The sequence below is a fragment of the Bacteriovorax sp. PP10 genome (genome assembly GCF_035013165.1).
GTDB lineage: Bacteria > Bdellovibrionota > Bacteriovoracia > Bacteriovoracales > Bacteriovoracaceae > Bacteriovorax > Bacteriovorax antarcticus.
The window spans coordinates 1,468,237-1,491,174 of sequence record NZ_JAYGJQ010000001.1 but is presented as its reverse complement, the minus strand read 5'-3'; the positions used below and the strand labels follow the sequence as shown (position 1 = coordinate 1,491,174).

25 protein-coding genes are annotated in these 22,938 nt (G+C 37.2%); 11 read left to right on the top strand and 14 right to left on the bottom strand.

Going from position 1 to position 22,938, the window contains the following annotated elements; translation table 11 throughout:
- Positions 1-45: 45 nt before the first annotated feature.
- From SHI21_RS07360 to SHI21_RS07350, 3 genes are all read right to left on the bottom strand, one after another.
- A complete protein-coding gene (locus tag SHI21_RS07360; RefSeq protein WP_323575656.1) occupies positions 46-828 on the bottom strand; it encodes an SEC-C metal-binding domain-containing protein in 783 nt (260 codons plus the stop codon).
- A 250-nt stretch (positions 829-1,078) separates the two neighbouring features.
- Positions 1,079-1,279, bottom strand: a complete 201-nt coding sequence (locus SHI21_RS07355; protein WP_323575655.1) for an SEC-C metal-binding domain-containing protein — start codon at positions 1,277-1,279, stop codon at positions 1,079-1,081.
- Positions 1,280-1,332: 53 nt separating this feature from the next.
- Positions 1,333-1,839: a cupin domain-containing protein gene (locus SHI21_RS07350; RefSeq protein WP_323575654.1), complete on the bottom strand. Its 507-nt coding sequence runs from the start codon at positions 1,837-1,839 to the stop codon at positions 1,333-1,335.
- Positions 1,840-1,917: 78 nt separating this feature from the next.
- Here SHI21_RS07350 and SHI21_RS07345 point away from each other — a divergent pair, with 78 nt between their 5' ends.
- Positions 1,918-2,487, top strand: a complete 570-nt coding sequence (locus tag SHI21_RS07345; RefSeq protein ID WP_323575653.1) for a hypothetical protein — start codon at positions 1,918-1,920, stop codon at positions 2,485-2,487.
- Here the strand turns inward: SHI21_RS07345 and SHI21_RS07340 are convergent.
- Positions 2,480-3,166: a transglycosylase SLT domain-containing protein gene (locus tag SHI21_RS07340; RefSeq protein ID WP_323575652.1), complete on the bottom strand. Its 687-nt coding sequence runs from the start codon at positions 3,164-3,166 to the stop codon at positions 2,480-2,482. The genes SHI21_RS07345 and SHI21_RS07340 overlap by 8 nt on opposite strands.
- A gap of 282 nt (positions 3,167-3,448) precedes the next feature.
- Here SHI21_RS07340 and SHI21_RS07335 point away from each other — a divergent pair, with 282 nt between their 5' ends.
- From SHI21_RS07335 to SHI21_RS07315, 5 genes are all read left to right on the top strand, one after another.
- Positions 3,449-4,186 carry a hypothetical protein gene (locus SHI21_RS07335; protein WP_323575651.1) on the top strand — a complete coding sequence of 246 codons (738 nt, stop codon included), beginning with the start codon at positions 3,449-3,451 and terminating at the stop codon, positions 4,184-4,186.
- Positions 4,187-4,300: 114 nt separating this feature from the next.
- On the top strand, positions 4,301-5,353 hold the full coding sequence (locus SHI21_RS07330) for a glycerophosphodiester phosphodiesterase (RefSeq protein ID WP_323575650.1): 1,053 nt from the start codon (positions 4,301-4,303) through the stop codon (positions 5,351-5,353).
- The gene (locus SHI21_RS07325; protein ID WP_323575649.1) at positions 5,350-6,342 is read left to right on the top strand and encodes an extracellular solute-binding protein; all 993 of its coding nucleotides are present in this window, start codon (positions 5,350-5,352) and stop codon (positions 6,340-6,342) included. Before SHI21_RS07330 ends, SHI21_RS07325 begins: the two co-directional genes overlap by 4 nt.
- On the top strand, positions 6,342-7,967 hold the full coding sequence (locus SHI21_RS07320; protein WP_323575648.1) for an ABC transporter permease: 1,626 nt from the start codon (positions 6,342-6,344) through the stop codon (positions 7,965-7,967). The genes SHI21_RS07325 and SHI21_RS07320 overlap by 1 nt, the downstream gene beginning before the upstream one ends.
- The gene (locus tag SHI21_RS07315) at positions 7,964-8,701 is read left to right on the top strand and encodes an ABC transporter ATP-binding protein (protein ID WP_323575647.1); all 738 of its coding nucleotides are present in this window, start codon (positions 7,964-7,966) and stop codon (positions 8,699-8,701) included. Before SHI21_RS07320 ends, SHI21_RS07315 begins: the two co-directional genes overlap by 4 nt.
- Positions 8,702-8,730: 29 nt before the next feature.
- Here SHI21_RS07315 and SHI21_RS07310 read toward each other — a convergent pair whose 3' ends face one another.
- Both SHI21_RS07310 and SHI21_RS07305 read right to left on the bottom strand, forming a co-directional pair.
- The gene (locus SHI21_RS07310) at positions 8,731-9,417 is read right to left on the bottom strand and encodes a hydrolase (protein ID WP_323575646.1); all 687 of its coding nucleotides are present in this window, start codon (positions 9,415-9,417) and stop codon (positions 8,731-8,733) included.
- A 133-nt stretch (positions 9,418-9,550) separates the two neighbouring features.
- Complete coding sequence (locus SHI21_RS07305) at positions 9,551-9,781, bottom strand: DUF2917 domain-containing protein (protein ID WP_323575645.1); 231 nt, start codon at positions 9,779-9,781, stop codon at positions 9,551-9,553.
- 168 nt (positions 9,782-9,949) lie between these two features.
- On the opposite strand from SHI21_RS07305, the gene SHI21_RS07300 reads away from it, so the two are divergent.
- Positions 9,950-11,398, top strand: a complete 1,449-nt coding sequence (locus tag SHI21_RS07300) for an aminotransferase-like domain-containing protein (protein ID WP_323575644.1) — start codon at positions 9,950-9,952, stop codon at positions 11,396-11,398.
- Here the strand turns inward: SHI21_RS07300 and SHI21_RS07295 are convergent.
- On the bottom strand, positions 11,395-11,760 hold the full coding sequence (locus SHI21_RS07295) for a hypothetical protein (protein WP_323575642.1): 366 nt from the start codon (positions 11,758-11,760) through the stop codon (positions 11,395-11,397). The two genes, SHI21_RS07300 and SHI21_RS07295, sit on opposite strands and share 4 nt — an antisense overlap.
- 891 nt (positions 11,761-12,651) lie before the next feature.
- On the opposite strand from SHI21_RS07295, the gene SHI21_RS07290 reads away from it, so the two are divergent.
- Both SHI21_RS07290 and SHI21_RS07285 read left to right on the top strand, forming a co-directional pair.
- Positions 12,652-13,392, top strand: coding sequence for a DUF5602 domain-containing protein (locus SHI21_RS07290; protein ID WP_323575640.1), 741 nt, complete (start codon positions 12,652-12,654; stop codon positions 13,390-13,392).
- Between the two features lie 125 nt (positions 13,393-13,517).
- On the top strand, positions 13,518-14,273 hold the full coding sequence (locus SHI21_RS07285; RefSeq protein WP_323575639.1) for a Crp/Fnr family transcriptional regulator: 756 nt from the start codon (positions 13,518-13,520) through the stop codon (positions 14,271-14,273).
- Position 14,274: 1 nt separating this feature from the next.
- Here SHI21_RS07285 and SHI21_RS07280 read toward each other — a convergent pair whose 3' ends face one another.
- A complete protein-coding gene (locus SHI21_RS07280; RefSeq protein ID WP_323575638.1) occupies positions 14,275-14,994 on the bottom strand; it encodes a substrate-binding periplasmic protein in 720 nt (239 codons plus the stop codon).
- A 163-nt stretch (positions 14,995-15,157) separates the two neighbouring features.
- Between SHI21_RS07280 and SHI21_RS07275 the strand changes: the two genes are divergently transcribed.
- Both SHI21_RS07275 and SHI21_RS07270 read left to right on the top strand, forming a co-directional pair.
- Complete coding sequence (locus tag SHI21_RS07275; RefSeq protein WP_323575636.1) at positions 15,158-15,682, top strand: hypothetical protein; 525 nt, start codon at positions 15,158-15,160, stop codon at positions 15,680-15,682.
- A 67-nt stretch (positions 15,683-15,749) separates the two neighbouring features.
- Positions 15,750-16,124 (top strand): DUF488 domain-containing protein, encoded by a 375-nt coding sequence (locus SHI21_RS07270; protein ID WP_323575635.1) that lies wholly within the window; start codon positions 15,750-15,752, stop codon positions 16,122-16,124.
- A 16-nt stretch (positions 16,125-16,140) separates the two neighbouring features.
- Here SHI21_RS07270 and SHI21_RS07265 read toward each other — a convergent pair whose 3' ends face one another.
- From SHI21_RS07265 to SHI21_RS07240, 6 genes are all read right to left on the bottom strand, one after another.
- Positions 16,141-16,470, bottom strand: a complete 330-nt coding sequence (locus SHI21_RS07265; protein ID WP_323575634.1) for a hypothetical protein — start codon at positions 16,468-16,470, stop codon at positions 16,141-16,143.
- Between the two features lie 18 nt (positions 16,471-16,488).
- Positions 16,489-16,818 (bottom strand): hypothetical protein, encoded by a 330-nt coding sequence (locus SHI21_RS07260; RefSeq protein WP_323575633.1) that lies wholly within the window; start codon positions 16,816-16,818, stop codon positions 16,489-16,491.
- Between the two features lie 47 nt (positions 16,819-16,865).
- Positions 16,866-18,758, bottom strand: a complete 1,893-nt coding sequence (locus SHI21_RS07255) for a hypothetical protein (RefSeq protein WP_323575632.1) — start codon at positions 18,756-18,758, stop codon at positions 16,866-16,868.
- Positions 18,759-18,960: 202 nt separating this feature from the next.
- Positions 18,961-20,367: a HAMP domain-containing sensor histidine kinase gene (locus tag SHI21_RS07250; protein ID WP_323575631.1), complete on the bottom strand. Its 1,407-nt coding sequence runs from the start codon at positions 20,365-20,367 to the stop codon at positions 18,961-18,963.
- Positions 20,348-21,022, bottom strand: coding sequence for a response regulator transcription factor (locus SHI21_RS07245; protein ID WP_323575630.1), 675 nt, complete (start codon positions 21,020-21,022; stop codon positions 20,348-20,350). The genes SHI21_RS07250 and SHI21_RS07245 overlap by 20 nt, the downstream gene beginning before the upstream one ends.
- A 55-nt stretch (positions 21,023-21,077) precedes the next feature.
- Positions 21,078-22,733 (bottom strand): phosphoethanolamine transferase, encoded by a 1,656-nt coding sequence (locus SHI21_RS07240; protein ID WP_323575629.1) that lies wholly within the window; start codon positions 22,731-22,733, stop codon positions 21,078-21,080.
- Positions 22,734-22,938 lie beyond the last annotated feature (205 nt).

Here is a 22,938-nt window from a genome sequence, read left to right as displayed (position 1 = left end):
AAAAAAAAGGCCGATCATAAATCGGCCTTTTTTATATATCAAAGCTTAAATTTTACCATGACATTTTTTATACTTTAATCCACTTCCACAAGGACATGGTTCATTACGACCGACCTTTGGAGTTTCTCTTACGATCGGAGTTAGAGGCTCATGCTCTACTTCATCTTCTTCTTTGTAATCATAAAGAGGTGGGTTTTCGTGCATGCTCTTCGCAATCTTTAAGTTAAGGAAATCGTTTTTCACAAGAGGCTTTGGAGCTTCATGATCTACAACAGCTGGTGCTTTTGTAGTCGGAGACTTCTTAGCGATTTCTTTTTTTGCAGGAACAACAACTTTCGCTTCAACTTTCTTAGGAGCTGGAGTAGCTGCTTTTACAGGAGCAGCTTTTGCTACAGGTGCCTTAGCAACTGGGGCCTTTGGAGCTGGTGCTGGTTTTGCTACTACTTTTGCTGCAACTTTTTTAGCAGCTGGTTTTGCCACTACTTTTTTTGCAACTTTTTTAGCAGCTGGTTTTGCTACTACTTTTTTTGCAGCTTTTTTAGCAGCAGGTTTTGCCACTACTTTTTTTGCAACTTTTTTAGCAGCTGGTTTAGCTACTACTTTTTTTGCAGCTTTTTTAGCAGCAGGTTTTGCTACTACTTTTTTTGCAACTTTTTTAACAGCTGGTTTAGCTACTACTTTTTTTGCAGCTTTTTTGGCAGCAGGTTTAGCTACTACTTTTTTTGCAGCTTTTTTGGCAGCAGGTTTAGCTACTACTTTTTTTGCAGCTTTCTTTGCAGCAGGCTTAGCTGCTACTTTCTTCTTAGCAACTGGTTTTTTAGATGCCATTTAAAATCTCCCGTTAAAAATATAAATATCACTATAATCACAGTTCTATTTTTAATTAAATAATCTATAGCTAGTATGGATCATCAGTTTATTTAGGTCAAAATTTTATTGGGAGTTTGAACGTTATTTGGAGAAATAAAATGAGAACATGGAAGATGAAGAAACCGTTTCTTACTTTTCTCTAATAAAAAGTAAGGTAGACCCACTGAACAATAGGCCGAGACTGGTAAAGCCTCGACCTATAAAGAACTTAATTACCGCAGCACTTTTTATATTTTTTCTGGCTTCCACAAATACAAGGATCATTACGACCTACTTTGGGAGCATCACGAACGATAGGCTTTAGAGCTTCGTGACTGTGACCATGATTGCAGTTTGGCCCATGAACGTGTCCATGATCGTGGTCGTGAGTTTCTTCACTATTTGCTTTTACTTCTTTAGTTGAAGTCATATGTATCTCCTGCTTAGTTATTATTTATAGAGCTATATATCACAATTTTGCCCTTACTTAACTCGTTTTTTATCACTAAAACCATCATGGTCACCCTGCTTGTGCACTGGATGGTTATCCCAAAAGAAGCCCTTTTCCTTCATTTCCTGGTTTCGATTAGGGTGAAGAGGATAAAAAATCTTGTCCTCCTGACCTTCAGCATCACCTATAACGATGGCCCTCACTTCTTTGTCTGAATTGTTAATGAGTGTATGCGCATGACCGGTTCCTGGTGGCAATCCTACACAATCTCCAGGCGCCAGCTGATAAATATGGCCGTCAATCCACATTTCAGGATGCCCTTCGAGAATATGAATGAACTCTTCATCATGTGAATGAGCATGTGGCCACGAGGAACGATCCCCTGGTTGTAAGATTTCGTAGTTCACACCAATCTTCTTAAGCCCCAGCTTTCTTCCCATGGCCGCACCAGTACCAAACGTTTCAGTATCACCCGGATAAGAAAACGATTCATTTGTGATTAATTCTGAAACATTTTTGATAAAATCTGGTCGAGTCATCTTTCACCTTGAATTCTTGTGGATTATTCCCTGTCCTGCCAATATCATAAGTTTAGCAATTTAAAAAACTAAGGCAACATGAACATCGCAATGACCAACCCCAATTCTCTACCGCATCTATGGAAAGTCCTAGCTATTTTCCTGGTTCCTATCGGTGGAGGAATTCCCGCGGGAGTTATTCTTGCCCGCAAGTACGGCATTGGCTGGCCCATGATGATGTTTTTGTACTTCATCTCTGATATCATACTCGCCTGTGTGTTTGAGCCTCTTCTGATTCTCTTTATCAAACTTGGGAAAAACAAACCTTCAATGGAGCGCTTGAGTTTAGCCTTTAAAGCGATGGTTAAAAAAACGACAGAGCATTATGGTAACAATACAGGTCCATTCGCTCTTATCCTTATTGCCTTTGGCGTAGACCCAATGACAGGACGAGCAGTCGCAGTTGCGGCCGGACATGGTTTTATTAGTGGATGGATGATCGCCATTGCCGGCGATATGATGTTTTTCACTCTGTTGATGGTTTCTACTTTATGGCTGAATAACCTTTTAGGAGATGGGACAACGACAACACTTATCATTTTAGGTTGTATGGTCATCATCCCTATCATTATTCGTCGCTTTAAAAATCGAAATAAGATTATTAGTTAACCTGAGCAACCAGACGTGGTTCGGTTGGCTTCTTAAGCGCAAGATTTAATTTTTCCAGGCGCTTCATTCGAGATTCAAGTTTCGCAAGATAAACTCGTTTATGCTTTTTCGTTTTCGAATGATAACGAGCGTACCATCTACGATCTTTTTTCTCATAACGTGTTTTGAGAATCTCTAAAATCTGTGCCATTTTCTCCAGAGAGTACACTTCATCTGTTTTCACTCTTTCTACATCTATTAACTCTAAATTCATGCGTTGAAACTCTTTATTCCAAATTTCCACGTTGACTTGTGCCATAGACAAATCGCCCGTCGATGAGACCAAATTCTGGGTAAAACTACTTTCTGTATCGATGATGGCCACGACAATCTGTGGAGCAATATTATGCTTCTTTAGGGCATGGTGAATCTTCATGGCCACATCATGTCTTTCGGCAGAACTAAGTCCAGGTTTCAAAGCTGAAATCATCTTCGCAATCACTGGTGGTTTATTCGGGATATTCTCCCTATCAAAATCACCATAATTGTCATTGTAGATACTGTTTATCTTTATGGCCTCTATTTTTAAATTTTTTGGTCTTTGAAGATACACGCCTACTGCCAGCGTAGAAAGCAGGGCCACTTTAAAGATTAATTCTTTGTCCTTTCTATTGGTAAAATTAATAATTATTGTTTTCATTCTCTAATTATAATTTGAGATCAAAAAACAATTAGTACTAACTTTAGACTTTTCATATATAGCCACTACTTAAAAAATTCCAGCATTTTTTAAGTGATGAATAACAGAAGAAGTGAACTTAGAAGCTTTATCTTTTTATGGCCATCATTAGTGGCACTCATGTGTAACTGATATCTTCCAATCAAACATGTGTTCGGGAAATTCATGACTTATTCATTGCTCATTTAAAGGCCTGAAGTTACTCTTCTTATGAATGTAGTAAATAATATTTCAGGACTAAATATGCGCTCTTTTTTCATCACGACATTACTAGTTATCAGCTCAGCTCTTCATGCAAATGAACTTGAATACACTCTCGACTCAGCAGCTCGCTCTTACTCGTCGGGACTCTCAGTCACTCCTACAGTGGCCTACAAGTTTTCACTATGGGGCGAATCAGACTCTCCTCTGGAAGGGGCCATTAGACCTAAAATCAGCACAGAGGTTTCACCTTCCACTTATGGTGGAAAAGCAGAATTAGAATTCGCACCTGTGACTTTCATTAAACTTAGTGTTGCCAGAAAACTTCTGAGAAGATTTACGAATTTTGATGATGACAGCTGTAGATACAATAATTGCATTGGGAGCTTGAACTCAACTGATGTGAGCATTAATGCCCTTTTTAAAGTTTCTGCGATCATGGGAAATCTTAAATTCACCAAAGCTTTCTACGATAACAAAGACGATAAAAGTCAAAAATTGGTAGACCCTTCAACTTACACTCTTATTTCTCCCAATAAAGAAATCGCCAATCAAATTGAAGCAATTGTTGGTACTCCTATTACTGACGCTTGGTTCACTGGAGTTTTGATTCAAAATGTTGAACTTCAAAAAGGTGATGGAAATCAAAATGGACAGTATCTTCTACTTAAGAAACAGAATGGGCATACGAATTATGTCGTTGGTGCAGGACGCTTTGAATCTGAATTAAAATCAGCGAAGCCAAGTTTCCTTTTCACTTTCAAATATGAATGGAAGTAACGCGTCGTCGATTATTTGATTTTCATTAAAACATCCGTCAAACTTGACGTCCCACCTCAACCGATTAAAAATTGCTATGAAATCACTTCTAAATTTTAAAAAAAGTTGGTGTTTATGGCCGCTAAAAAATGGACTGTCTGCTCAATGCTATTTTTATCGACTCTCTTTAGCCCAACCCTTAAGGCCTTTGAGTCACCACTCATTGTAGGTCACCGTGGAGCTTGTGGTTATCGCCCTGAGCATACCATCGCCTCATACGAGCTTGCGATTAAAATGGGTGCTGATTATATCGAACCCGATTTAGTAATGACTAAAGACGGTGTTTTAATGGCCCGTCATGAAAATGAAATCTCAGGCACAACAAATGTCGCAGAAATTTTCCCCGATAGAAAAACAACCAAAAAAGTTGATGGAAAAGAAATCACTGGATGGTTCATTGAAGACTTCACTTTAAAAGAAATCAAAACACTCAAAGCAAAAGAAAGACTGGAATTTAGAGATCACTCTTTCGATGGAAAATTCGACGTTCCAACATTTAAAGAGATTTTAGCTTTCGTAAAAAAACAAAAACGAAAAGTTGGAGTTTATGTTGAAACGAAACACCCTACTTATTTCCAGAGCATTGGTTTGCCACTAGAAACAGCTCTCGTAAAAGAATTGACTGCTCAAGGATTCAATAAAAAGAATTCACCTGTCTTCATTCAATCTTTCGAACTAGCGAATCTAAAGCAGATCAAAAAACTGACTTCTTTACCACTCATTTATTTAATAGATGATCCTGAGCTAATACCATTTGATCATGTGGCAAGTGGAGATAAGAGAACATACCAGGACATGGTAAAACCAGAGTCGTTGAAAGAATTAAGTGCTACAGTTTATGGAATTGGCCCTTATAAACGCTACATCGTTCCTGCTAACGATAAAGGTGAAATGCAGCCACCAACGACTTTAATTCAGGATGCTCACGCTCTGGGATTAAAAGTTCACCCTTATACATTTAGAAGCGAAGCTCAATACCTGTTAAAAGATTATCAAGGTGACCCTCAAAAAGAATACCTGCAATTTTTTGAACTAGGTGTAGATGGATTATTCTCTGATTTTGCTGATCAGGCCGTACTTGCAAAACAAACATTTTTAAAAAATAAAAAAGCTGGAGCTAAAAAATGAGAAATGTCTTATTACTGATTTTAATTTTCGTTGTTTCTTTTGGTTGTGCCAAAAAAGAAGATAAAGCGAAAGTATGGATTTACACTTCTTTATACAAAGACACTGTTAATGACTTAAAGAAGAAAATGGAAAAAGATTTTCCTAATATTGATGTTCAATTTTACCAAGCTGGCTCTGAAGAAGTAGCAGCAAAAGTTCAGGCCGAAAAACTGGCAGGAAGCATTCAAGCAGATATCCTTATTTCATCTGATCGCTTCTGGTATGAAGATATGGGCGCTCAAGGCGTTCTGCTTTCATACAAACCAGCAGGTACTGAAAAAGTTGAAGCTTCTTTTAAACAATCTGAAGGATTCTATACAGCAGTAAGCCTACCAGTTATGGTCATGGCCTATAACTCTGAATCAGTTTCAGAAAAAGACGCACCAAAATCATTTAAAGAATTAACTGAAGCAAAATGGAAAGACAAAGCTTCTTCTGGAAGCCCTCTTGCATCTGGTACAAGCTTCACAACAGTGGCCTTCCTGGTAAAAGAATACGGATGGGATTACTTCAAAGCTCTAAGAAAGAATAACTTCATTGCTGAAGGTGGAAACTCTGGTGTTATCCGTCGTCTTCAAAGTAAAGAGCGCCCGGTAGGAATCGTGCTTCTTGAAAACCTTTTACGTCTGACTGAAAGCGACCCAAGAATTAAAACAATCATTCCAAGTGATGGTGCCGTTATCCAGGCCAACGTTCTGGCCATCGTAAAAAAAGAAGGAGACCAGGCAGCGACAAAGAAAATTGCTGACTGGATGTTCGCACAAGTTGGACAAGAAGCAATGGTTCAGTCTTTCATGTATGCAACGATTCCAGGGCACACAGAACCAAAAGGGGCTCCGGCATTAAGTGATCTATTAAAAACTGCTCAACCATGGTCTCCAGAATTTATTTCTGAAACAATGAAAACGAGAGAGCAAATTAAAGATCAATTCTCTAAGATCGTATTTTAATGAAAAAAGTTTTTTATATTCTAGGCCTGATTTTAATTGCATGTTTTTTTATTGCACCTCAGGCCTATCTCTTTTTGATTCCAAAATTAAAAGACTACACTTCTGTCCTAAGTAATGAAAACACTCTCAAAGCGATTAAGAATACAATTCTAGTTTCCGGGAGTGTTGGGTTATTGTGTTTGATTCTAGGAATTCCCTTATCATGGATTCTGACTCGCACAGACCTTCCCATGAAAAAGAACTTTCGTTCATGGTTCTGTCTTCCCTATGCGATTCCTCCCTTTGTAGGAGCGATTGGCTGGATTATTCTGGCAAATCCGACAAGTGGTGTTCTCAACCAATGGTTTGGACTGCATTTAAATATTTATACATTCTGGGGACTGGTCTGGGTTGAAACCAGTTTCCTTTTTACTTTTGTTCTTCTAACCGCACTGACGATTCTCGATCGTATGGATTCATCACTGGAAGAAGCGGCAAGACTTTCTGGTGCCAATGGTCTCCGCGTTTTCATTGATATCGCTCTACCACTCTTAAAACCGGCCATGATCAATGGATTCATTCTTTCATGCCTTGCTACTGCTGCAAGCTTTGGTGTTCCAGCTCTTATTGGCGGGCCTGCCCGCATTTATTTAATGACCACTCAGATCTACACTTACCAAAGAATGGGAACGGCAGATGGCATGCAAATGAGTATTGCGGTTTCTGCAATCCTTGGTTTTTCAACACTGGTTTTATTATATGGATCACAGTATTTCTTAGGATTAAATAAGAACTACACAGTAGGTGGAAAGTCGGCAAGGCCTTCTCTTGTTCCACTTAATTCATGGAAGATCCCTGTCTTAATCACAATGTCAGCTCTGCTTTTCGTTATTTTAATCGTTCCTATCTTTGGAGTACTTCTTTCATCCCTAAGCCCAGTGCAGGGATCATGGAATTTACTACAACTAAGTTTTTCTAATTTCACCAGGGTGCTCTTTGAAACAGAAGAAACTGTGCGCGCTCTTTCACAATCACTATTCTTAGGATTATCAGCTGCGATTATTTGCACTGTCTTTTCTTTTTTCTTTAATTACTTTCTAACCAGAACAAAATGGTTCGGCCGAACTTTCGGAAGTATTGCTGTCAGTATTCCTTTTTCGACTCCAGGAACTGTCCTGGCCTTGGCATTGATCTTATCTTTTAGCCGTGGATTTTTTGGAATTGGCCCAAGCTTATACAATACGCTTTGGATTATCCTGCTTGCTTACATAATCAAATATATGAGCTTAAGTATAAAAACCATCGGAGATGGATATCAACAAATCCATCCTTCACTCGAAGAAGCTGCACGTATCTCAGGTGCTGGCTGGTGGGCCATCATGCGCACGATTTACTGGCCACTACTTTCAACTGCACTTATGGCATCGGCCTTTTTAGTTTTCATGCCGGTCATCAGTGAATTAACAATGACGATTCTTTTAACTGGCCCTGGTCTTGATACAATTGGTCCTCTTATTTTTCAATTTCAAGAATACTCAGATGTCGGCGGCGGCGGGGCCTCTGTGCTCTCAGTGATCGTCATCTCGTTTATTCTTATTTTAAATTTTACTCTTAAAACCCTCTCGAAGGGCAGGTATGGTCTATGAGTCATGTACGTTTTGAAAATGTCGGAAAACTTTATGCAAAAAATGCATGGGCCGTGGAAGATTTTAATTTAGAAATTCAAAATGCTGAGTTTATAAGTTTTTTAGGTCCATCTGGATGTGGAAAAACGACGACACTAAGAATGATCGCGGGCCTTGAAGAGAATACTCACGGAAAAATTTTCTTTGATAATGAGATTGTTTCAGATCCGACAAGTAAAACATTTCTGCTTCCAGAAAAACGTAATGTGGGAATGGTTTTTCAATCCTACGCTGTATGGCCGCACATGAATGTTTTTGAAAATGTCGCCTACCCTTTAAAATTTAAAAAGATGTCCAAAGAAAAAATCTATGAAAGTGTCATGGACATTTTAAATGTAGTTGAACTTCAAGGTTTAGAGCTGAGAAAATCCCACGAACTCTCAGGCGGTCAGCAACAAAGAGTCGCTCTTGCCAGAGGACTGGTTATGAGACCAAGGATTTTATTATTAGATGAGCCACTTTCAAATCTCGATGCAAAACTGCGAGAGAAAATGAGAAAGGACATCAGGAAAATTCAGCAGGAATTTAAACTCACAATGGTCTATGTGACTCACGATCAAAAAGAAGCTTTTCAAATGAGTGATCGAATAGTGGTTATGAATAAAGGAAAAATTCAACAAGTTGGAACTCCTGAAGAAATTCAGAACTCACCGAAAAATGAATTCGTTGCGGAGTTTATAAAGTCAGGTGAATAAGGAGACATTTTCATGTCTCCTTTAAAAAATTAATGAACTCTAGCTTCTGGACTGAGCTTAGCTTTCGTCTCTGGTCTTGCATTGGTTTGCAGAAGTTGCATTTCCCAATTAAAAGCAATTCCAGAAGCTCCACCATGCTCAGTTAAAATCTGTGCGAATAGCTCTCCAGTCTCTTCACGTGCCCAATCCCTCTGAAGCTCACCTGCTACCGCCATCCATGTCATAGGCACAGCACCTGCCGCCATCATACGCTGAACGGCCATTTCGTGGGCTTCAAGTGATACGCCACCTGATGCATCTGTAACGATATAAACTTCATAACCTTCTCCCAGTGCCTGAATAACAGGCATAGCAAGACAGATCTCTGTCCAAAGTGCGGCCATGATAATTTTCTTTCTACCTGTTTTTTTAACAGCATCTGTAACTTTTTTATCTTCCCAGGTATTAATAAATGTTCGATTGATTGGTTTTTGATCAGGATAAACATCTTGAAGTGGCTTTAGTAAAAATCCACCGCGCTCTTCCAATACCGTAGTGAGAATAGTTGGAATGTTAAAAACTTTTGCAGCTTTCGCCAAAGCAACAACATTGTTCACAACCATAGTCGGCTCATGACTATGAAGATTTGTGAATTGAAAAGCTTGATGATCGATTAAAACAAGAACACATTCATCTGGCGTTAGTAATGCTTTAAGCCCTGCTTTAGTTGTAACCATACCTCTCTCCTTGTTATGGTTGAAAATACTAAAGCAGACATTACTATGTAATGAAGTGATGATTTAAATCAATTTTACATGGATACAACCTTAGTGATTCCTTAATCATTAAGTCATACTCAGTAATCTTTTTTTAAAACCAGAAGCTCGCTTTACCTAAGGCCTGAACAACGGTGTGTTTATCACGAGGTAATTTCACCGACTGCCCTTCAGTATAGATGTAATCTTGTGAATCACCTGCAATCGTAACCCAAACTTTTCCACTGGTGATAAAAAGGTTTTGCGGCCTTTTAAAACTGACAATTTGATTTGCTTCCAGACAAACTGCCTTAGATTCTTGCTTATTTAATTGATCTGTTTTCATCGATACCTCCAAGTCACTTTAAAGACATTATGCTCCTTTTTAAAAAACCAATACAGATTCAGAAATTGATATTTGTAACCATAACAGTTATAATTTCAAAAACTGTTACGGTTGATTTTTATAGCAACTGTATACGGCATTTTCAGCGACCTATGAGAAAATCAATACATGGAAACACTTGATACATCCGTTGATAAAAATCATTTATATATACAGATCGCAGACAGAATAAAGTCGTGGATCAGTGAAGGAACCTATCTTCCAGGCTCTAAAATTCCTTCAATGAGAACGCTTAGTAAAAAATTAAATGTCAGTGTCTCTACTGTTATTCAATCGTATCAACTCTTAGAGCAGCTTGGTTTTCTTGAAGCAAAACCTCAGTCTGGTTATTATGTAAAAATTCGTCCTTATCTTAATGAAGCAGGAATAAAAACCAGACCCACCTCTGCTCCACGTTTTATTCAAACTAATAATACTTATCTTGATGTTATCCGCGCATGCGGTGATAAAACGCTGGCCCCACTTGGCGCCGCTGTTTTTCCTCACACTATGCTTCCGATGGAAAGCTTGCAGCGCTCTTTAATAAAAGTCGCAAGAGAAAAAGGGCCTGAGTGTGTGAACTACGAATTTGGTGCTGGCAATTGGCAGTTAAGACAAGAGCTCGCTAAAAGATCAATCGAGATGGGTTGTGACATAAGTGCCGAGGCCATTCAGATCACTACTGGTTGCATGGAGGCCATCAATCTTGCCTTAAAGGCCGTCACAAAACCTGGTGATGTTGTCGCTGTCGAAAGTCCTACTTATCATGGCCATATTCATGCAATTGAAAGCTTAGGACTTCAAATTTTAGAACTTTCTTCTTCATCCCAATCCGGCCTTGATCTGAATGACTTTGAAGAGAAGCTTAACAAATTTACCATCAAGGCACTTCTTATCACTCCCTCGTTTTCCAATCCTCTTGGAAGTCTTATGAGTGATGAAAATAAGCAGAAGCTCATTCAGCTTTGTTATAAACATAATGTAACTCTTATTGAAGATGATATTTATGCTGAATTACAATTTGAAGGCAATAGACCTCGCTCATTAAAATCTTTTGATAAAAAAGACCAGGTTATTTACTGCTCTTCTTTTTCTAAAACACTTGCTCCTGGATTTCGAATTGGATGGATCATTCCTCCGGCGAAAATTTCAGATAGAATTGAGATGTTAAGATTCTCCAACACAGTATCGGCCAATTCAGCTGCACAGATGGCCATTGCTGATCACTTAAAAAACAGTAACTATGACCGCCATCTTCGAAAGATCAGACAGATCCTTTCGCAAAACATGCATCTTTACTCTCAGAAAGTTCTGGAATGCTTTCCTGAAGGAACAAAATTAACAGCACCATCTGGTGGTTGTTTATTGTGGGTTGAATTTCCAAAAGGGGTTGATACGCTGGAATTACATCAGAGAGCACTTAAGCATAAGATCAGTATTATTCCAGGGCCTGTTTTTTCGTGCACGGGTAAATACCAAAACTGTATTCGTTTAAATATTACTGAATGGAATGAAAGTATTCAAAATGCTCTGGAGCGAATTGGGAAGCTTTCTAAACAGATCCTTAAAGCGGTCTAGTTGGCCGTATAAGTTAACTTCACTGTATCTGAATATGAATCCCTAGAGATTTTGTCAGAACCTCTATAAGAGATGCTAAGCTCTTTATCCTTTCCCGAAGCATTGTTTACTAAGTGAATTGTTGTACCGGAATGATTTTCTAAATTAATAGATCTTCCATTATATTTTATTTCATAGGCATGAGTTGCGGCCTCTGGAGCATTCTCAGCAACCATGACTCCTTTATTTAAAGAAGTGATCGTTACTTTATATCCACCTCTTGAAGCTGAATCTTCTTTTATGGTGGCGATCTTTAAATCAATTTGCGAAGTTTTTAAATCCAGAGCTTCTGCAACTGCTTCGTGGTTAACTCTCACTCTCATGCTGGAATGAACGACTCCCCTTAATTGAAACGAAATGGCAGCTGAAGCTTTTACGAAGCTTGTTGAAGTGAAAAGAAGAATAGATAATAAAAAAAATATTTTATTAATACGACCTCAGTGAAGTGAAATATGTTGGTATAAAATATTCCCTTCTCAGTCATAGAGTGCAAGAACTCAGCCTGAGAGTGATTATTCGATTGGGCATATAAGTTGTGTAATCCCTGTGACTTGATCGAAATGATCATTATTGCCGAGTACATAAACACCTCAATTAAAGGCAAATATACTCAGCGGCGAAGTAAGATATGACAGGTAAAATGAGCGATTATTCAATAATAAAATATCCCATTCTCGAAGGGGCATAGAACTTCCCTCCTTTTTTTAGTCTTTTTTTTTACTAAAGGAGATGATGGCACGAATTGGATTTGTGACTATCTACTCTTTTTATTTTTACTGGCAACAGTTTCATTACACCAAACAGAATATGGGGATTAGGATTTGGAGAACAAAAGATAGAACGACCAAGGAACGATATATTGATTATACGTTTTACTCGCGGCCGGTTTTTATTTCATTCTTCATCGCGATATGTTTCTTCCTTTGAGTCTTGCACTTATGCTTTCTTCAAACTTTACCCATTATGTTTTCGATGAATTTGTTAGGAAGAAAAATTTCAGAGCTGGGAAGTTGCAAAAGGCATAGCCTTATCACTTTTTTGGCCCCACCAACAGAACGTCTTGAATCAAAAAGTATCGGCCGTATTACAAATTTAATATTAATCTATTCAAAAAAAAATCATTTTCTGACTGTCTTTATCGGAGATAGACCCTTTCTTTATGAGGCCTTCAACTTGCAATCCTAATTTAAAAAATCAAACCTAAAGGAGGATTTGTGAAATTATTTTTATCTCTTATCTTAAGTTTAAATTTAAGTGTCGCTCTCGCCAGTCATTCAAAAACCTATTGGGGTGCCAAGGTTGATGTCGGTAATGGTTATGCTCAAACCTTTATAAAAATGCATCACACCAAACCAGAAGAGATTGGTGTTGTTGTTTCTGAAGACGGACTCACAAACCTTCCGATGCACGACATGAAAGAGTATATTCTGCCAATGCCAACCGAGGTCGCAATCTTTCCATATAAGCATGTCACTTTCGACTGGAACCCACACGGTCATGAACCAGATGGTGTTTACGATAAACCGCACTTTGATATCCACTTCTACTTTATATCTGCACAAGAGCAACAAGCGATCACTTGCATGGATGATGATCTTCCTATCTGTATGCAAACTATTCCAGAGGAGTATTTAGTATCAGACTACGCGCCAACACCAGCAGGCGTTCCAAAGATGGGATGGCATTGGGTAGATTTACTCTCACCTGAATTTAACGGGGGCATTTTTACACGAACTTTTATCTATGGTTATTATGGAGGCAAGACCACTTTTCTTGAACCAATGGTGACTCTTGAATACTTACAGTCCAAAGAAGAAAGTGAGTTGCAAATTAGACAACCAGCAATGTTCCCCTATGTCGGTGGATACTTTCCTCAAGAATATAAAATAGATTACGATAAAAAACATAAGTTACATAAGATTGTGTTGAAAGAATTTGAAGAACAAGAAGACTAGTACCGTTTGGCCTGGAGCAGTCCAGGCCAACTTTGTAAGTACACCAAATTGCTCCCTACTAACTGACAATTTCACTTCGATAAAAAATATTGCATCTCTCTCGCCAACTGGCATAATATTCAAATATGGCCAACTTAAATAAAAAAAATGTCTATCTTATAGTATCGGGGAAACCCGCTCGCTTGGAACTCATCAGTGAAATGATAAGACGTCATCATAAAGATGTTGTCATTTACACGGCCCCTAGCGGGAACGTCGGGCTGCTGAAAACAAGAAATGCAAACGTTGATATCGTCATAGCTGACTCAGAACATTTCACAACCGATATTTATAATATGGTCGATGTGATTTTGCATGAAAACAAAAATCCATACCAGGCCTTATTGATTGTAGGGATTCCACCAGAAGAAAAATTTATCGATGAACTTGTTATGGGAAAAATTTATTTCCTTGATGAGAACTTTCAAGAAAGTGAATTTTCACATCTCCTGGCCAAGGCCTTAAACTATACAACTCACACAGAACCAGCTTCCTTTCAACTTCGTTATCTTGCCACAGGGGACATCCTTATCAAAGAAGGAGAAGAAGCCAAGTTCGTCTACATTTTAAAACACGGACACCTTCAGGCCTTTAACTATATCAATGATAAAAAAGTTATTTTGGGTAATGTTGAATCGGGGGAATTTGTAGGTGAAATGGCCTACATCAATAACGAACCTCGTTCAGCGACGATTGAAGCAACTTCTAATGCTCAACTTATCGAAGTCCCTATTGAGTTGGTAGATAAAATTCTTTATAAGAGACCTGCCTGGTCGAAAGCACTTATGCAAACTCTTTCAAAAAGATTGAAGAACGCTAATAAAGCTGCTGGAACTTTTTAGATCAAAGACCATATTTATTTTTTAGCTCATGGATATTGGCCGCATCTTTTTTTAAAAAAAGGTTTAGTTTTTTGATAATTTCAGGATGATGTAAAGTCGAAAAATAATAATAACTATCTTGTGATGGTAAAAGTTGAGGATCAGGCACGAGACCTTTTTCATTACCTATCTTTTTTAAATGATAACGAGCTACTTGCTGGGCCATATTGATTCCGTCAACTCTTCCAAGCAGGGCCATATGAATAAGACTTTCTGGAGCATGGGTGCTTTCTACCCTCATTTTGCCTGAGTCAATATACTTCTGAAATTTCCAAGCACTAAAACCTTTTAAGGTTCCCAATACTTTCATTTTTTCTATTCCTAATCCTAGTTTTTCCGGGCGTACAAAAATAGCATCCTGAAAAGTAATAATAGGATTAGAGTAAATGATATTTAAATTATCCTTTTTAGGAAGATTCCAGTTGGGATTATCAGGGAAAGCAAAATCTAGTTTTCCAGATTGATAAACATAAATAAACCTTTTGACAGGAAGAGCAACATATCGAAATTCAATTTTTTCTGACTTCGCAAATCTGTCGAGAACGTCACGAGCATAACCTTTAAAGTTTTCTGGATTATGTGTGCTTGAAAAGATAGGCATATAATCAATGTCTTCAACGCCGACTGTATAAACAGGTAATGCGAAGGCACTCGCACTGATTAAAGATAAAAATAAAAGCAAATGAATGGCCAAACCCTGTCCTCAAAAAATATCCATGCTTCACTAATTTTACAGAAGATAGAAGACACTGGCGAAGGAATACTTCGCTAATATTCAAAAGACAGAATCTAAACTCGGTCCTTAATTTGCAAAAGAATTATATAGAACTTAACAGGAGAAAATTATGCATACAGGTACGATGACAAGAATAGAAAGTCATACTGAGAAAAAAGCATTTATATCATCTATCGTGACGGGACAAATTGCAGGTCTTGTTATGGCCGTCGCTATGATGGCCGTCTTCGCGCTCGTCTATGGAAAAAACCCACTTTTTCCAGTTCAAGTTATTGGCTCATCTCTTTTAGGAGAAAGCGCATTACAAGGATTTAACTTCAAGGCCGTTTTAGTCGGACTTGTTCTTCACCAGCTCGGCCCAACACTTCTTTGGAGTATTGTCTTTGCCGTGGTTGCGAGTAAGGTGGATTTATCCATTCCTAAATCTGCACTCTTTGCAGGTCTTATTCTCGGAATTGTGGCCATGGTAGGTCCTTACGTTGTCATTCCTTCCGTCTTCCACACTCTTCAGGGAGTGGATATTTGGAATCGTGAAGTTCCCATTCTTTGGGACTGGGTTGCTCACTTAATTTTTGGTTTATCATTTGTTCTTTACCCAACTATTCTGAGAAAATTTAAAGAACAAAATTCTTAATATAATTTATTAGAGGACGAGACTTGTGCCTATGGCATAGTCTCGTTTTTCAACGATGGAGTTTATTATGATAAAAATTAAACGCGTCTATGAAGCACAAGATAAAAGTGATGGCTACCGCGTCTTAGTTGATCGTCTATGGCCAAGAGGAATGAAAAAAACCGAATTAAGTTTTGATGAATGGCCAAAAGAAATTTGTCCAAGTTCGGAGCTTAGAAAAACTTTTGCACATGATCCAGCGAAGTTTAGTGAATTTAAAGAAGATTATAAAAAAGAATTGAAAAGTGAAGAAGCAAAAAAAGAAATTGAATTCTTGGCAAAACTCGCATCAAAACGAAATGTCACTTTGCTTTATGCTGCTCATGATGAAAAAATCAATCATGCTGTCGTTTTAAAAGAAGTCTTAGATCACAAATCTAAAACTCGTTCTAAAGCAACCTAAGTGTGAAATGGACCAGTTATTTTCCAAAGATAGATACTTGCATAGCAATTACCCATATATATTGAACCGGTAGTAATAAAACAATAAAAGTTATTAGTGCATATTTCTGCCACCCCTTAACTTTCAGTGCTTGGAAGAGGCAGTAAATTAAACTGATCCCTATTAAAGCAAGTAAACCATAAGAAACGAAATGAGAGTAATGAGAAAAGATTGGCTTACCATTGCTACCAACTGGACCGACAATATCAAATTTCTTTAAATAGCTTGCGACTAAAGCAGAAACTCCAAAGAAAAGTGGTATAGACATAAGTGACTTTACCATTTGAATGTATTTATTATTTTTCATATTTGATCCATCTCAGAGCTACTTACGACAATTAAGTCCTTCTTCAATCTTCAGTTGCTTAATCTGATTAGGCATCGATCTTAGAAACTTCGCGCGCTGCCCTTTTGGATGAACATAACCTGAAGTCGAATCGAATTTTACTTCAAGCGAACCTGAACGTTGGGCCTGGGCCAATGGATCTTTCATAGTACGATCAAACAACTTTCCAAATCTATCAACAATATGAGCACTGCACTTTTGCCTTTCGATTGAAACATTGCTATTTACCGTCTTAAAACGAATAAAACCTTCTTCAACACTTAAATTGTAAGTGAAAAACTTATCTTTAACTTCAAGCTCATGGGCCATTATCGTCCATGAAAAAAGTGAAAAAAAACAAAAGATCAAAAATTTATTTATATACATTTTTTTGCACTCAACACATCAGCATGGCGTTCAAACGATTTTTGGCAGGAAATAGGAGTTGGCAGACCTTTATTAATCGCTTCAAGGTAAGCGCGGTACAAACTTGTTGAATGTGTATCTTGAGTATTTTTTTCCAAAAACTCTAAATTAACATATGACTTTGCATCACTAGACGGTTGTAAAAGTGCACAGAGAAAAACTTCTTTTTCATTTTGATAAGTCATGTAAGCAATTAAGTCGGCAGTGTCCTCTTCAGTATTGCGCCCTTCGCTTCCATCTTTTTTAGTATTTTCCAGGTAATTTTCTGTCGCACACATTCTGATTTTTTTATAGGTTGCTGCCGATGATTCACTCATGTCAGCATCCTGAAAAACATAAGACATAGCATGCCCTAATTCATGGGCCACAATAGCTCTACCCGCTTTTTCATTAAGAGTTGTAAAAGGAGAAACAAACATCTGATCCATCCCTCCATAAACTGAAGAAAGTGTCTCGTCTTCCTCAAAGTTCTTATAAGGCATAAAGGCATCCCAAGCGATATTCTGTGCCCCCTGACATAAACTCATCCCCACATCATAGACGCCAGAGTCTTGGAGTTTTACCAATTCATTATAGGCATCTTCCTGAGTTGCAATATTTTGTGTGAGATTTTCGTTCGCCGCAACGTCAAGCTCTCTTAAAGTAGAATCGTCCTCTCCTTCTTCTCTGTGGAGTGGATCCGATTTTTCGTTATTGGCATTGATACTATTATCAAAATGTCTTTTAATAATGCCTCTTGAATGAGCTGAAAATTTTGAGAAAACTTTTTCTTCCATCTGCTTTTTTACTTTAGCAAATATGGCCTTGGCATTTTTTTCATTAGAAGCATTTGAAGATGCATTGATAATCCCGGCATTGCATTTTAACTTTTCTTGTTTAAGCACTTCAGGGTCATTTAAATCTTTTTTTAACGATGAAAGGATATTGCTAATATTTTTATTAGAAGATAAGTAGTCCTCAAATATTTTCTGGCAGGCCACTTCGTCTTTACAAGTGGCAGGAGCATTGACTGTTTTGTATCCGGCACTGCTATTACTTAGCCCAACTTCAAAATCACTCACATCATAAAGCGAAATATCTCTGCGATCAAAATCCTTAACTCTTTCATCCAATTCTTTTCTTTGATCAGCTGGAATCGATTTCCTGATATCCATATAAGATTTTTTAACTAATGAGTAGTACTCTTTTGCGATAACAGACTCTTCTTTCTCATTTGCATACTCTTGCACTGATCCCGAATTGTACTTAATAAATTTTTCATACCCCTGAGCATACTTATTCAACTGATTCTTGAATTCTTCAGAAGCATCCTGAGGAGGAGTGACTATGACCTTCACTCTCTCTTTGAGAGGACGCTTCATACTTATATCTTTTTTCACATAGGGAAAAAAAACTTCATCTGACAAAGAGGTATTAAATAATGGATCCATCCCCTTCATATTGATTTTCACCACTCCATTTGAAAGAAGCTTCTTTTCAATATTCTTAATCTGCTCAATCCTGTCTTTTTTAATTCTCTTTAAAGCAAGGTCAAGTTTCGGGTTAATTTTCTTGCTGAGTGTTTTTTCCAATTCAGGAGTGACGTAATTTTGAAAATTATTATTTGTGATAAACACGTTCGGATTTTTTGACGGAAGACCACAAAGGGCCATGGCACAATCGTTTAAATCTCTGGAAGCTGTTTTATTTTTATCAGTGCTATCTCCAAGAAGATTACAACGGATCGCTTGCGGAGACGGATAATTTTCAGGATTTAAGAGATGGATAACTCCTGGATCAAAATGCTGAGAATAAGCAGTTGTAGATAAGATGAATAGTGCCGCTGAAAATTTTAATCGCTTCATTCCATAATTTTAAACTAAGAAGGATTCTTGTCAATGAAGGTGTTATCTAAAGCCAGACCTCAATCTATTGATTTTATTAAACATGTAAAAAGTCTGCGCAGCAATTTCTTTTTCTCAATCAAATTTATTACTCGCAAGTTTAAAGAAGGGTGCTCTTTATTGCATCTAAGCTTTTTGTGAGTATTGTGCAGTAATCGTCACTCTAGTCATTAGGAAGAGAAAATTTAAAAACACTACCTTTATCTGAAGTACTTTCTAAAGAGACGTTGCCGTCATTTGATTCAATAAAGATCTTAACGAGACTTAGTCCCAGGCCAAAACCTTTTTCACTGCGACTCTTATCACCGCGGTATAGTCTCTCCCAGATACGAGGAGTATCATCACTTGAAATTCCTGTGCCTTGATCTTTAATTAAAAAAATTATTCTTTGATCTTCTTCGTAACACACTATCGAAATATGGGTATTAGTTGATGAATACTTAATTGCATTATCGATAAGATTAGCAAGGGCCTGCCGTATCATAAAGCGGTCTGCGAAAACCTGAATACTGTCTGAGCACTCAATTGATATCGTAATTTGTTTTTCTTCTGCAACAAAAAGATATAAATCCACCACTTCTTCAATAATATGAAGTGCATAAAAATGCTCTTTCTTTAACTGTAAAGTTTTTGAATTTAATCCAGACATTGTCATAATCGTTTGAATCATATTCAAAATGACATCAAGATTTTCAACACTCTCTTCTGCTGCAATTTTTAACTGTTCAGGAGATTCACTTTTTAATGCAAGCTCTGCTGCAAGTCTTACTCTGGCGATAGGTGTTCTCAAGTCATGGGCCACATTATCCAGAGTGTCTTTCATGGCCTCGATTAAAAATTCTATCTGGGAAAGCATATCATTGAAAGCAGTTGCAAGTTCATGTAATTCGTCTTTAAACTTAGGGACAACTGCTCTTTGAGATAAGTTGCCATCTTTAATTTTTTTTATGAGTCCTGAAAGATTACTAATTGGTTTGAGAAATTTTTGTGCGATTAGAATTGAGCATATAATTGAAGAAATAAGCAAAGGTATAAAGATCGTTAAAAAAATGACTTGAAATTTTTCTAGTAGTTCATCTCTTTCTTCAGTGCTAGCTCCTACATTTAATCTAAGATCGTTAGCCAGAAGAACTGTTTTAACTTCAACAGCATCTTCATCATGATCCTTAGATTCTAGGTAAAACCAGCTGTCATTTTTTAAATCAAGAGATTTTTTCAACTGAAAATCAATATTAGAAAATTCTTTATTAAGCTCCTCACTCATATGTAGAAATAAATCATTTCCTTTTAAGTCGTAGAGCTGAATAAGATATCTTGAAGAACCAGAACGCATCTTTGTATCAAAATAGATCTTTTTTAGCCCTACAATCCCTTCTCTTTCAACAATTTCTTGATACTGCCCCATTCTCGACTCAATTAAGTCACGATCTCTCGTTTGAAGAAAATCAGAAGTCCATGCATAAAAAATACCGAATGTGATGAGATAACAGGGAATGAAAAATAACAGATAGGTCAAGGCCAATCGATAACTGAGTTGACTGAAGCGGGCCTTAACCCTTTTTAAGAACATAACCCACGCCACGAATTGTATGTATCGTTTTTATATCAAAGTCCTTATCGAGCTTATTTCTTAGTCTGCAAACAAGCACATCAACTACGTTAGTTTGAGGTTCAAAATTATAACCCCATGCCTTTTCGAGAATTTGTGTTTTAGTTACAACAATATTTGGTCGAGTCATAAAGTAGTGCAACAAAACAAACTCTCTTGGATGAAGTTCAATTTTGACATTACCTCGTTTTACTTCGCGTGTATCAATATCAATCTCGATATCTTCGAAACTTAAATGAGCTGTACGAATATTGCGATGGTTTCTTCTGAGAAGGACTTCAACTCTGGCCAAAAGTTCAGTGAATGAAAAAGGCTTCACTAGATAGTCATCTCCGCCTTCTCTTAGGCCTTTTACTCGATCGGCAACTGATTGCTTTGCACTTAAAATTAAAACAGGAGGTGGATTCGTTTTTGTCTGCAAGTGAGCAAGAATGCTTGAGCCATCCACCTTTGGTAACATCAAATCCAAAATGATTGTGTCATAAGCATGATCATCAATCATTTTAAGGCCTAATTCTCCATCGCTAGCATGATCTACACTGAAGCCCTCATCACTCAAAGCTTGAATGACAAAACTTGATAATTTTATATCATCTTCAATAAATAGTATTTTCATGATCCCTCATTTTGGATTGTAGCTTTATGCTTTAACAAATTCAAATTTCAACGATCTAATTTTTAACCTCTGCCCTTGGTTGAACATGAATTCCATGTAAGATATCCAATTCCGGTTTGTAAGCAGAAGATTCAACTTCCATCATTCCCAAAACTGTGTGGAAAACATTATCATGGGAATATGGGGCATTTAGGATCTTCTTAAGAGAAACATAATCCGTTTCTATGGCCATTTTTCCACCAAACCACATAATCATAGCGACTTCTTTTTGAACATCTGGGGCCATCATATAAGGAAGACCATGAAGATAAATTCCATTTTCCCCTAAAGATTCACCATGATCACTGATATAAAACATCGATGTACTAAATTTAACCGAATTATCTTTTAATAAACTAATCACTTTGGATAAGAAAAAATCCGTGTATAAAATTGCATTATCATAAGCATTACCAATCTCTTCATTAGTACATTTCTCTAATTCACTTGTTTGACACACGGGAGTAAATATTTCAAATTTTTTAGGATAACGTTTATAATAGGCAGGACCATGATTTCCCATTTGATGAAGAACAATCAAAATATCCTTCTCCTTGGTCTTATCAATATAATCCTGAAGACCAACCAGCATTCCCTCATCACGGCACTCTGGATCGCAAATACTATTAGTGGCCGCTGATTTATAATCTTCATACTGAACTCTAGAGGCAACCCCTTTAGAATCGGAATTGTTATCTCGCCAAAGGATACTTACATCTTTGGTATGAGATAATACGTCTAAAAGATTTTCTGTGGAGTTTGCTTCATCCGCTGAAAATTTAGTACGTCCAAAATGAGAAAACATACAAGGAACAGAAATGGCCGTTGAAGTTCCACATGAAGTTACATTTGTAAAACTTATAGCATCCTCCTTCTTAAGAAGTGGATTTGTCTCATTTTTATGGCCATTTAATGAAAATCTATCTCTTCTTGCAGTTTCACCAACAACAAGAATGACCAAGTCACGGTCAAGATCATGGGCAGAAATCACTGATTCCCTAGCTAATGCCTGAAGAACTTTGTTTGGATTTTTAAAAAGGCTGCTTCCAAATTTTCCCATCGAATATATCCAATATGTCGGATTGGTATAATATCTCAATGGCTTTTGCTCACGAAAAAAAGAAGCATAGAACTTCCCATTCGCAACGAGCATGACAAAAACAAGAATAAGAGAAATACTTAGAGTTTTTAATCGTATAATGACATCTTCTTTAAACGATTGCTCTTCAATCTTAGTTTTATAAATCAAGATCGTTGGCATGATTAAAAGGAAAATAGTGTAAAATAATAGTTTATAGGTGATTAGGTCCAAAGATTCTTTAGCATCAGTTCTAACGATATTTAACAACATCGTGTCATCTATGACGACTCCATAACTATCCATTACATAAGCTGCAGCCATTGCCAGGAAAAATATAACCAAAAAAAATCTTTTATAGATCACTTTAATTTTAAACAGTCTCAAAACCGAATTCATAATTAAAAGGAGCAAAGTAAAAATCAAATTTGTAGCGGTAGTAAGAATAATGACTAATGAAGCCAGAAAAAAAGCATTGTGTAGAGTCAAAGGATAAATTGCCAGCGTTTTCTTAAAGAAGGTAAAGTTATAAAATAACGTGAACAAGATAGAGATAAGAAGGGTAAGCTTAAATTGGGTAATTTTTAGTTTCATATTTTTATTATAGTAGGAATAAATTAACATTGTAATGAGTGAAGACAAAATACTTATCAAAACTTCAGCAAAATCATAAAACATGAAGGAGCATCACAAATTTGATGGACCATTCCAAAAATAAGGCCAGCATTTAAACCGGATGGTAAATTGTGGTTTTGAAATTGCTTACGCTGGTAAAACTATACCTAATTTTCATTAATAA

Coding starts and splice junctions, on each gene's coding strand:
- SHI21_RS07360 (WP_323575656.1), bottom strand. CDS start 828: ATGGCATCTAAAAAACCAGTTGCTAAGAAGAAAGTAGCAGCTAAGCCT.
- SHI21_RS07355 (WP_323575655.1), bottom strand. CDS start 1,279: ATGACTTCAACTAAAGAAGTAAAAGCAAATAGTGAAGAAACTCACGAC.
- SHI21_RS07350 (WP_323575654.1), bottom strand. CDS start 1,839: ATGACTCGACCAGATTTTATCAAAAATGTTTCAGAATTAATCACAAAT.
- SHI21_RS07345 (WP_323575653.1), top strand. CDS start 1,918: ATGAACATCGCAATGACCAACCCCAATTCTCTACCGCATCTATGGAAA.
- SHI21_RS07340 (WP_323575652.1), bottom strand. CDS start 3,166: ATGAAAACAATAATTATTAATTTTACCAATAGAAAGGACAAAGAATTA.
- SHI21_RS07335 (WP_323575651.1), top strand. CDS start 3,449: ATGCGCTCTTTTTTCATCACGACATTACTAGTTATCAGCTCAGCTCTT.
- SHI21_RS07330 (WP_323575650.1), top strand. CDS start 4,301: ATGGCCGCTAAAAAATGGACTGTCTGCTCAATGCTATTTTTATCGACT.
- SHI21_RS07325 (WP_323575649.1), top strand. CDS start 5,350: ATGAGAAATGTCTTATTACTGATTTTAATTTTCGTTGTTTCTTTTGGT.
- SHI21_RS07320 (WP_323575648.1), top strand. CDS start 6,342: ATGAAAAAAGTTTTTTATATTCTAGGCCTGATTTTAATTGCATGTTTT.
- SHI21_RS07315 (WP_323575647.1), top strand. CDS start 7,964: ATGAGTCATGTACGTTTTGAAAATGTCGGAAAACTTTATGCAAAAAAT.
- SHI21_RS07310 (WP_323575646.1), bottom strand. CDS start 9,417: ATGGTTACAACTAAAGCAGGGCTTAAAGCATTACTAACGCCAGATGAA.
- SHI21_RS07305 (WP_323575645.1), bottom strand. CDS start 9,781: ATGAAAACAGATCAATTAAATAAGCAAGAATCTAAGGCAGTTTGTCTG.
- SHI21_RS07300 (WP_323575644.1), top strand. CDS start 9,950: ATGGAAACACTTGATACATCCGTTGATAAAAATCATTTATATATACAG.
- SHI21_RS07295 (WP_323575642.1), bottom strand. CDS start 11,760: ATGAGAGTGAGAGTTAACCACGAAGCAGTTGCAGAAGCTCTGGATTTA.
- SHI21_RS07285 (WP_323575639.1), top strand. CDS start 13,518: ATGGCCAACTTAAATAAAAAAAATGTCTATCTTATAGTATCGGGGAAA.
- SHI21_RS07275 (WP_323575636.1), top strand. CDS start 15,158: ATGCATACAGGTACGATGACAAGAATAGAAAGTCATACTGAGAAAAAA.
- SHI21_RS07270 (WP_323575635.1), top strand. CDS start 15,750: ATGATAAAAATTAAACGCGTCTATGAAGCACAAGATAAAAGTGATGGC.
- SHI21_RS07265 (WP_323575634.1), bottom strand. CDS start 16,470: ATGAAAAATAATAAATACATTCAAATGGTAAAGTCACTTATGTCTATA.
- SHI21_RS07260 (WP_323575633.1), bottom strand. CDS start 16,818: ATGGCCCATGAGCTTGAAGTTAAAGATAAGTTTTTCACTTACAATTTA.
- SHI21_RS07255 (WP_323575632.1), bottom strand. CDS start 18,758: ATGAAGCGATTAAAATTTTCAGCGGCACTATTCATCTTATCTACAACT.
- SHI21_RS07250 (WP_323575631.1), bottom strand. CDS start 20,367: ATGTTCTTAAAAAGGGTTAAGGCCCGCTTCAGTCAACTCAGTTATCGA.
- SHI21_RS07245 (WP_323575630.1), bottom strand. CDS start 21,022: ATGAAAATACTATTTATTGAAGATGATATAAAATTATCAAGTTTTGTC.
- SHI21_RS07240 (WP_323575629.1), bottom strand. CDS start 22,733: ATGAAACTAAAAATTACCCAATTTAAGCTTACCCTTCTTATCTCTATC.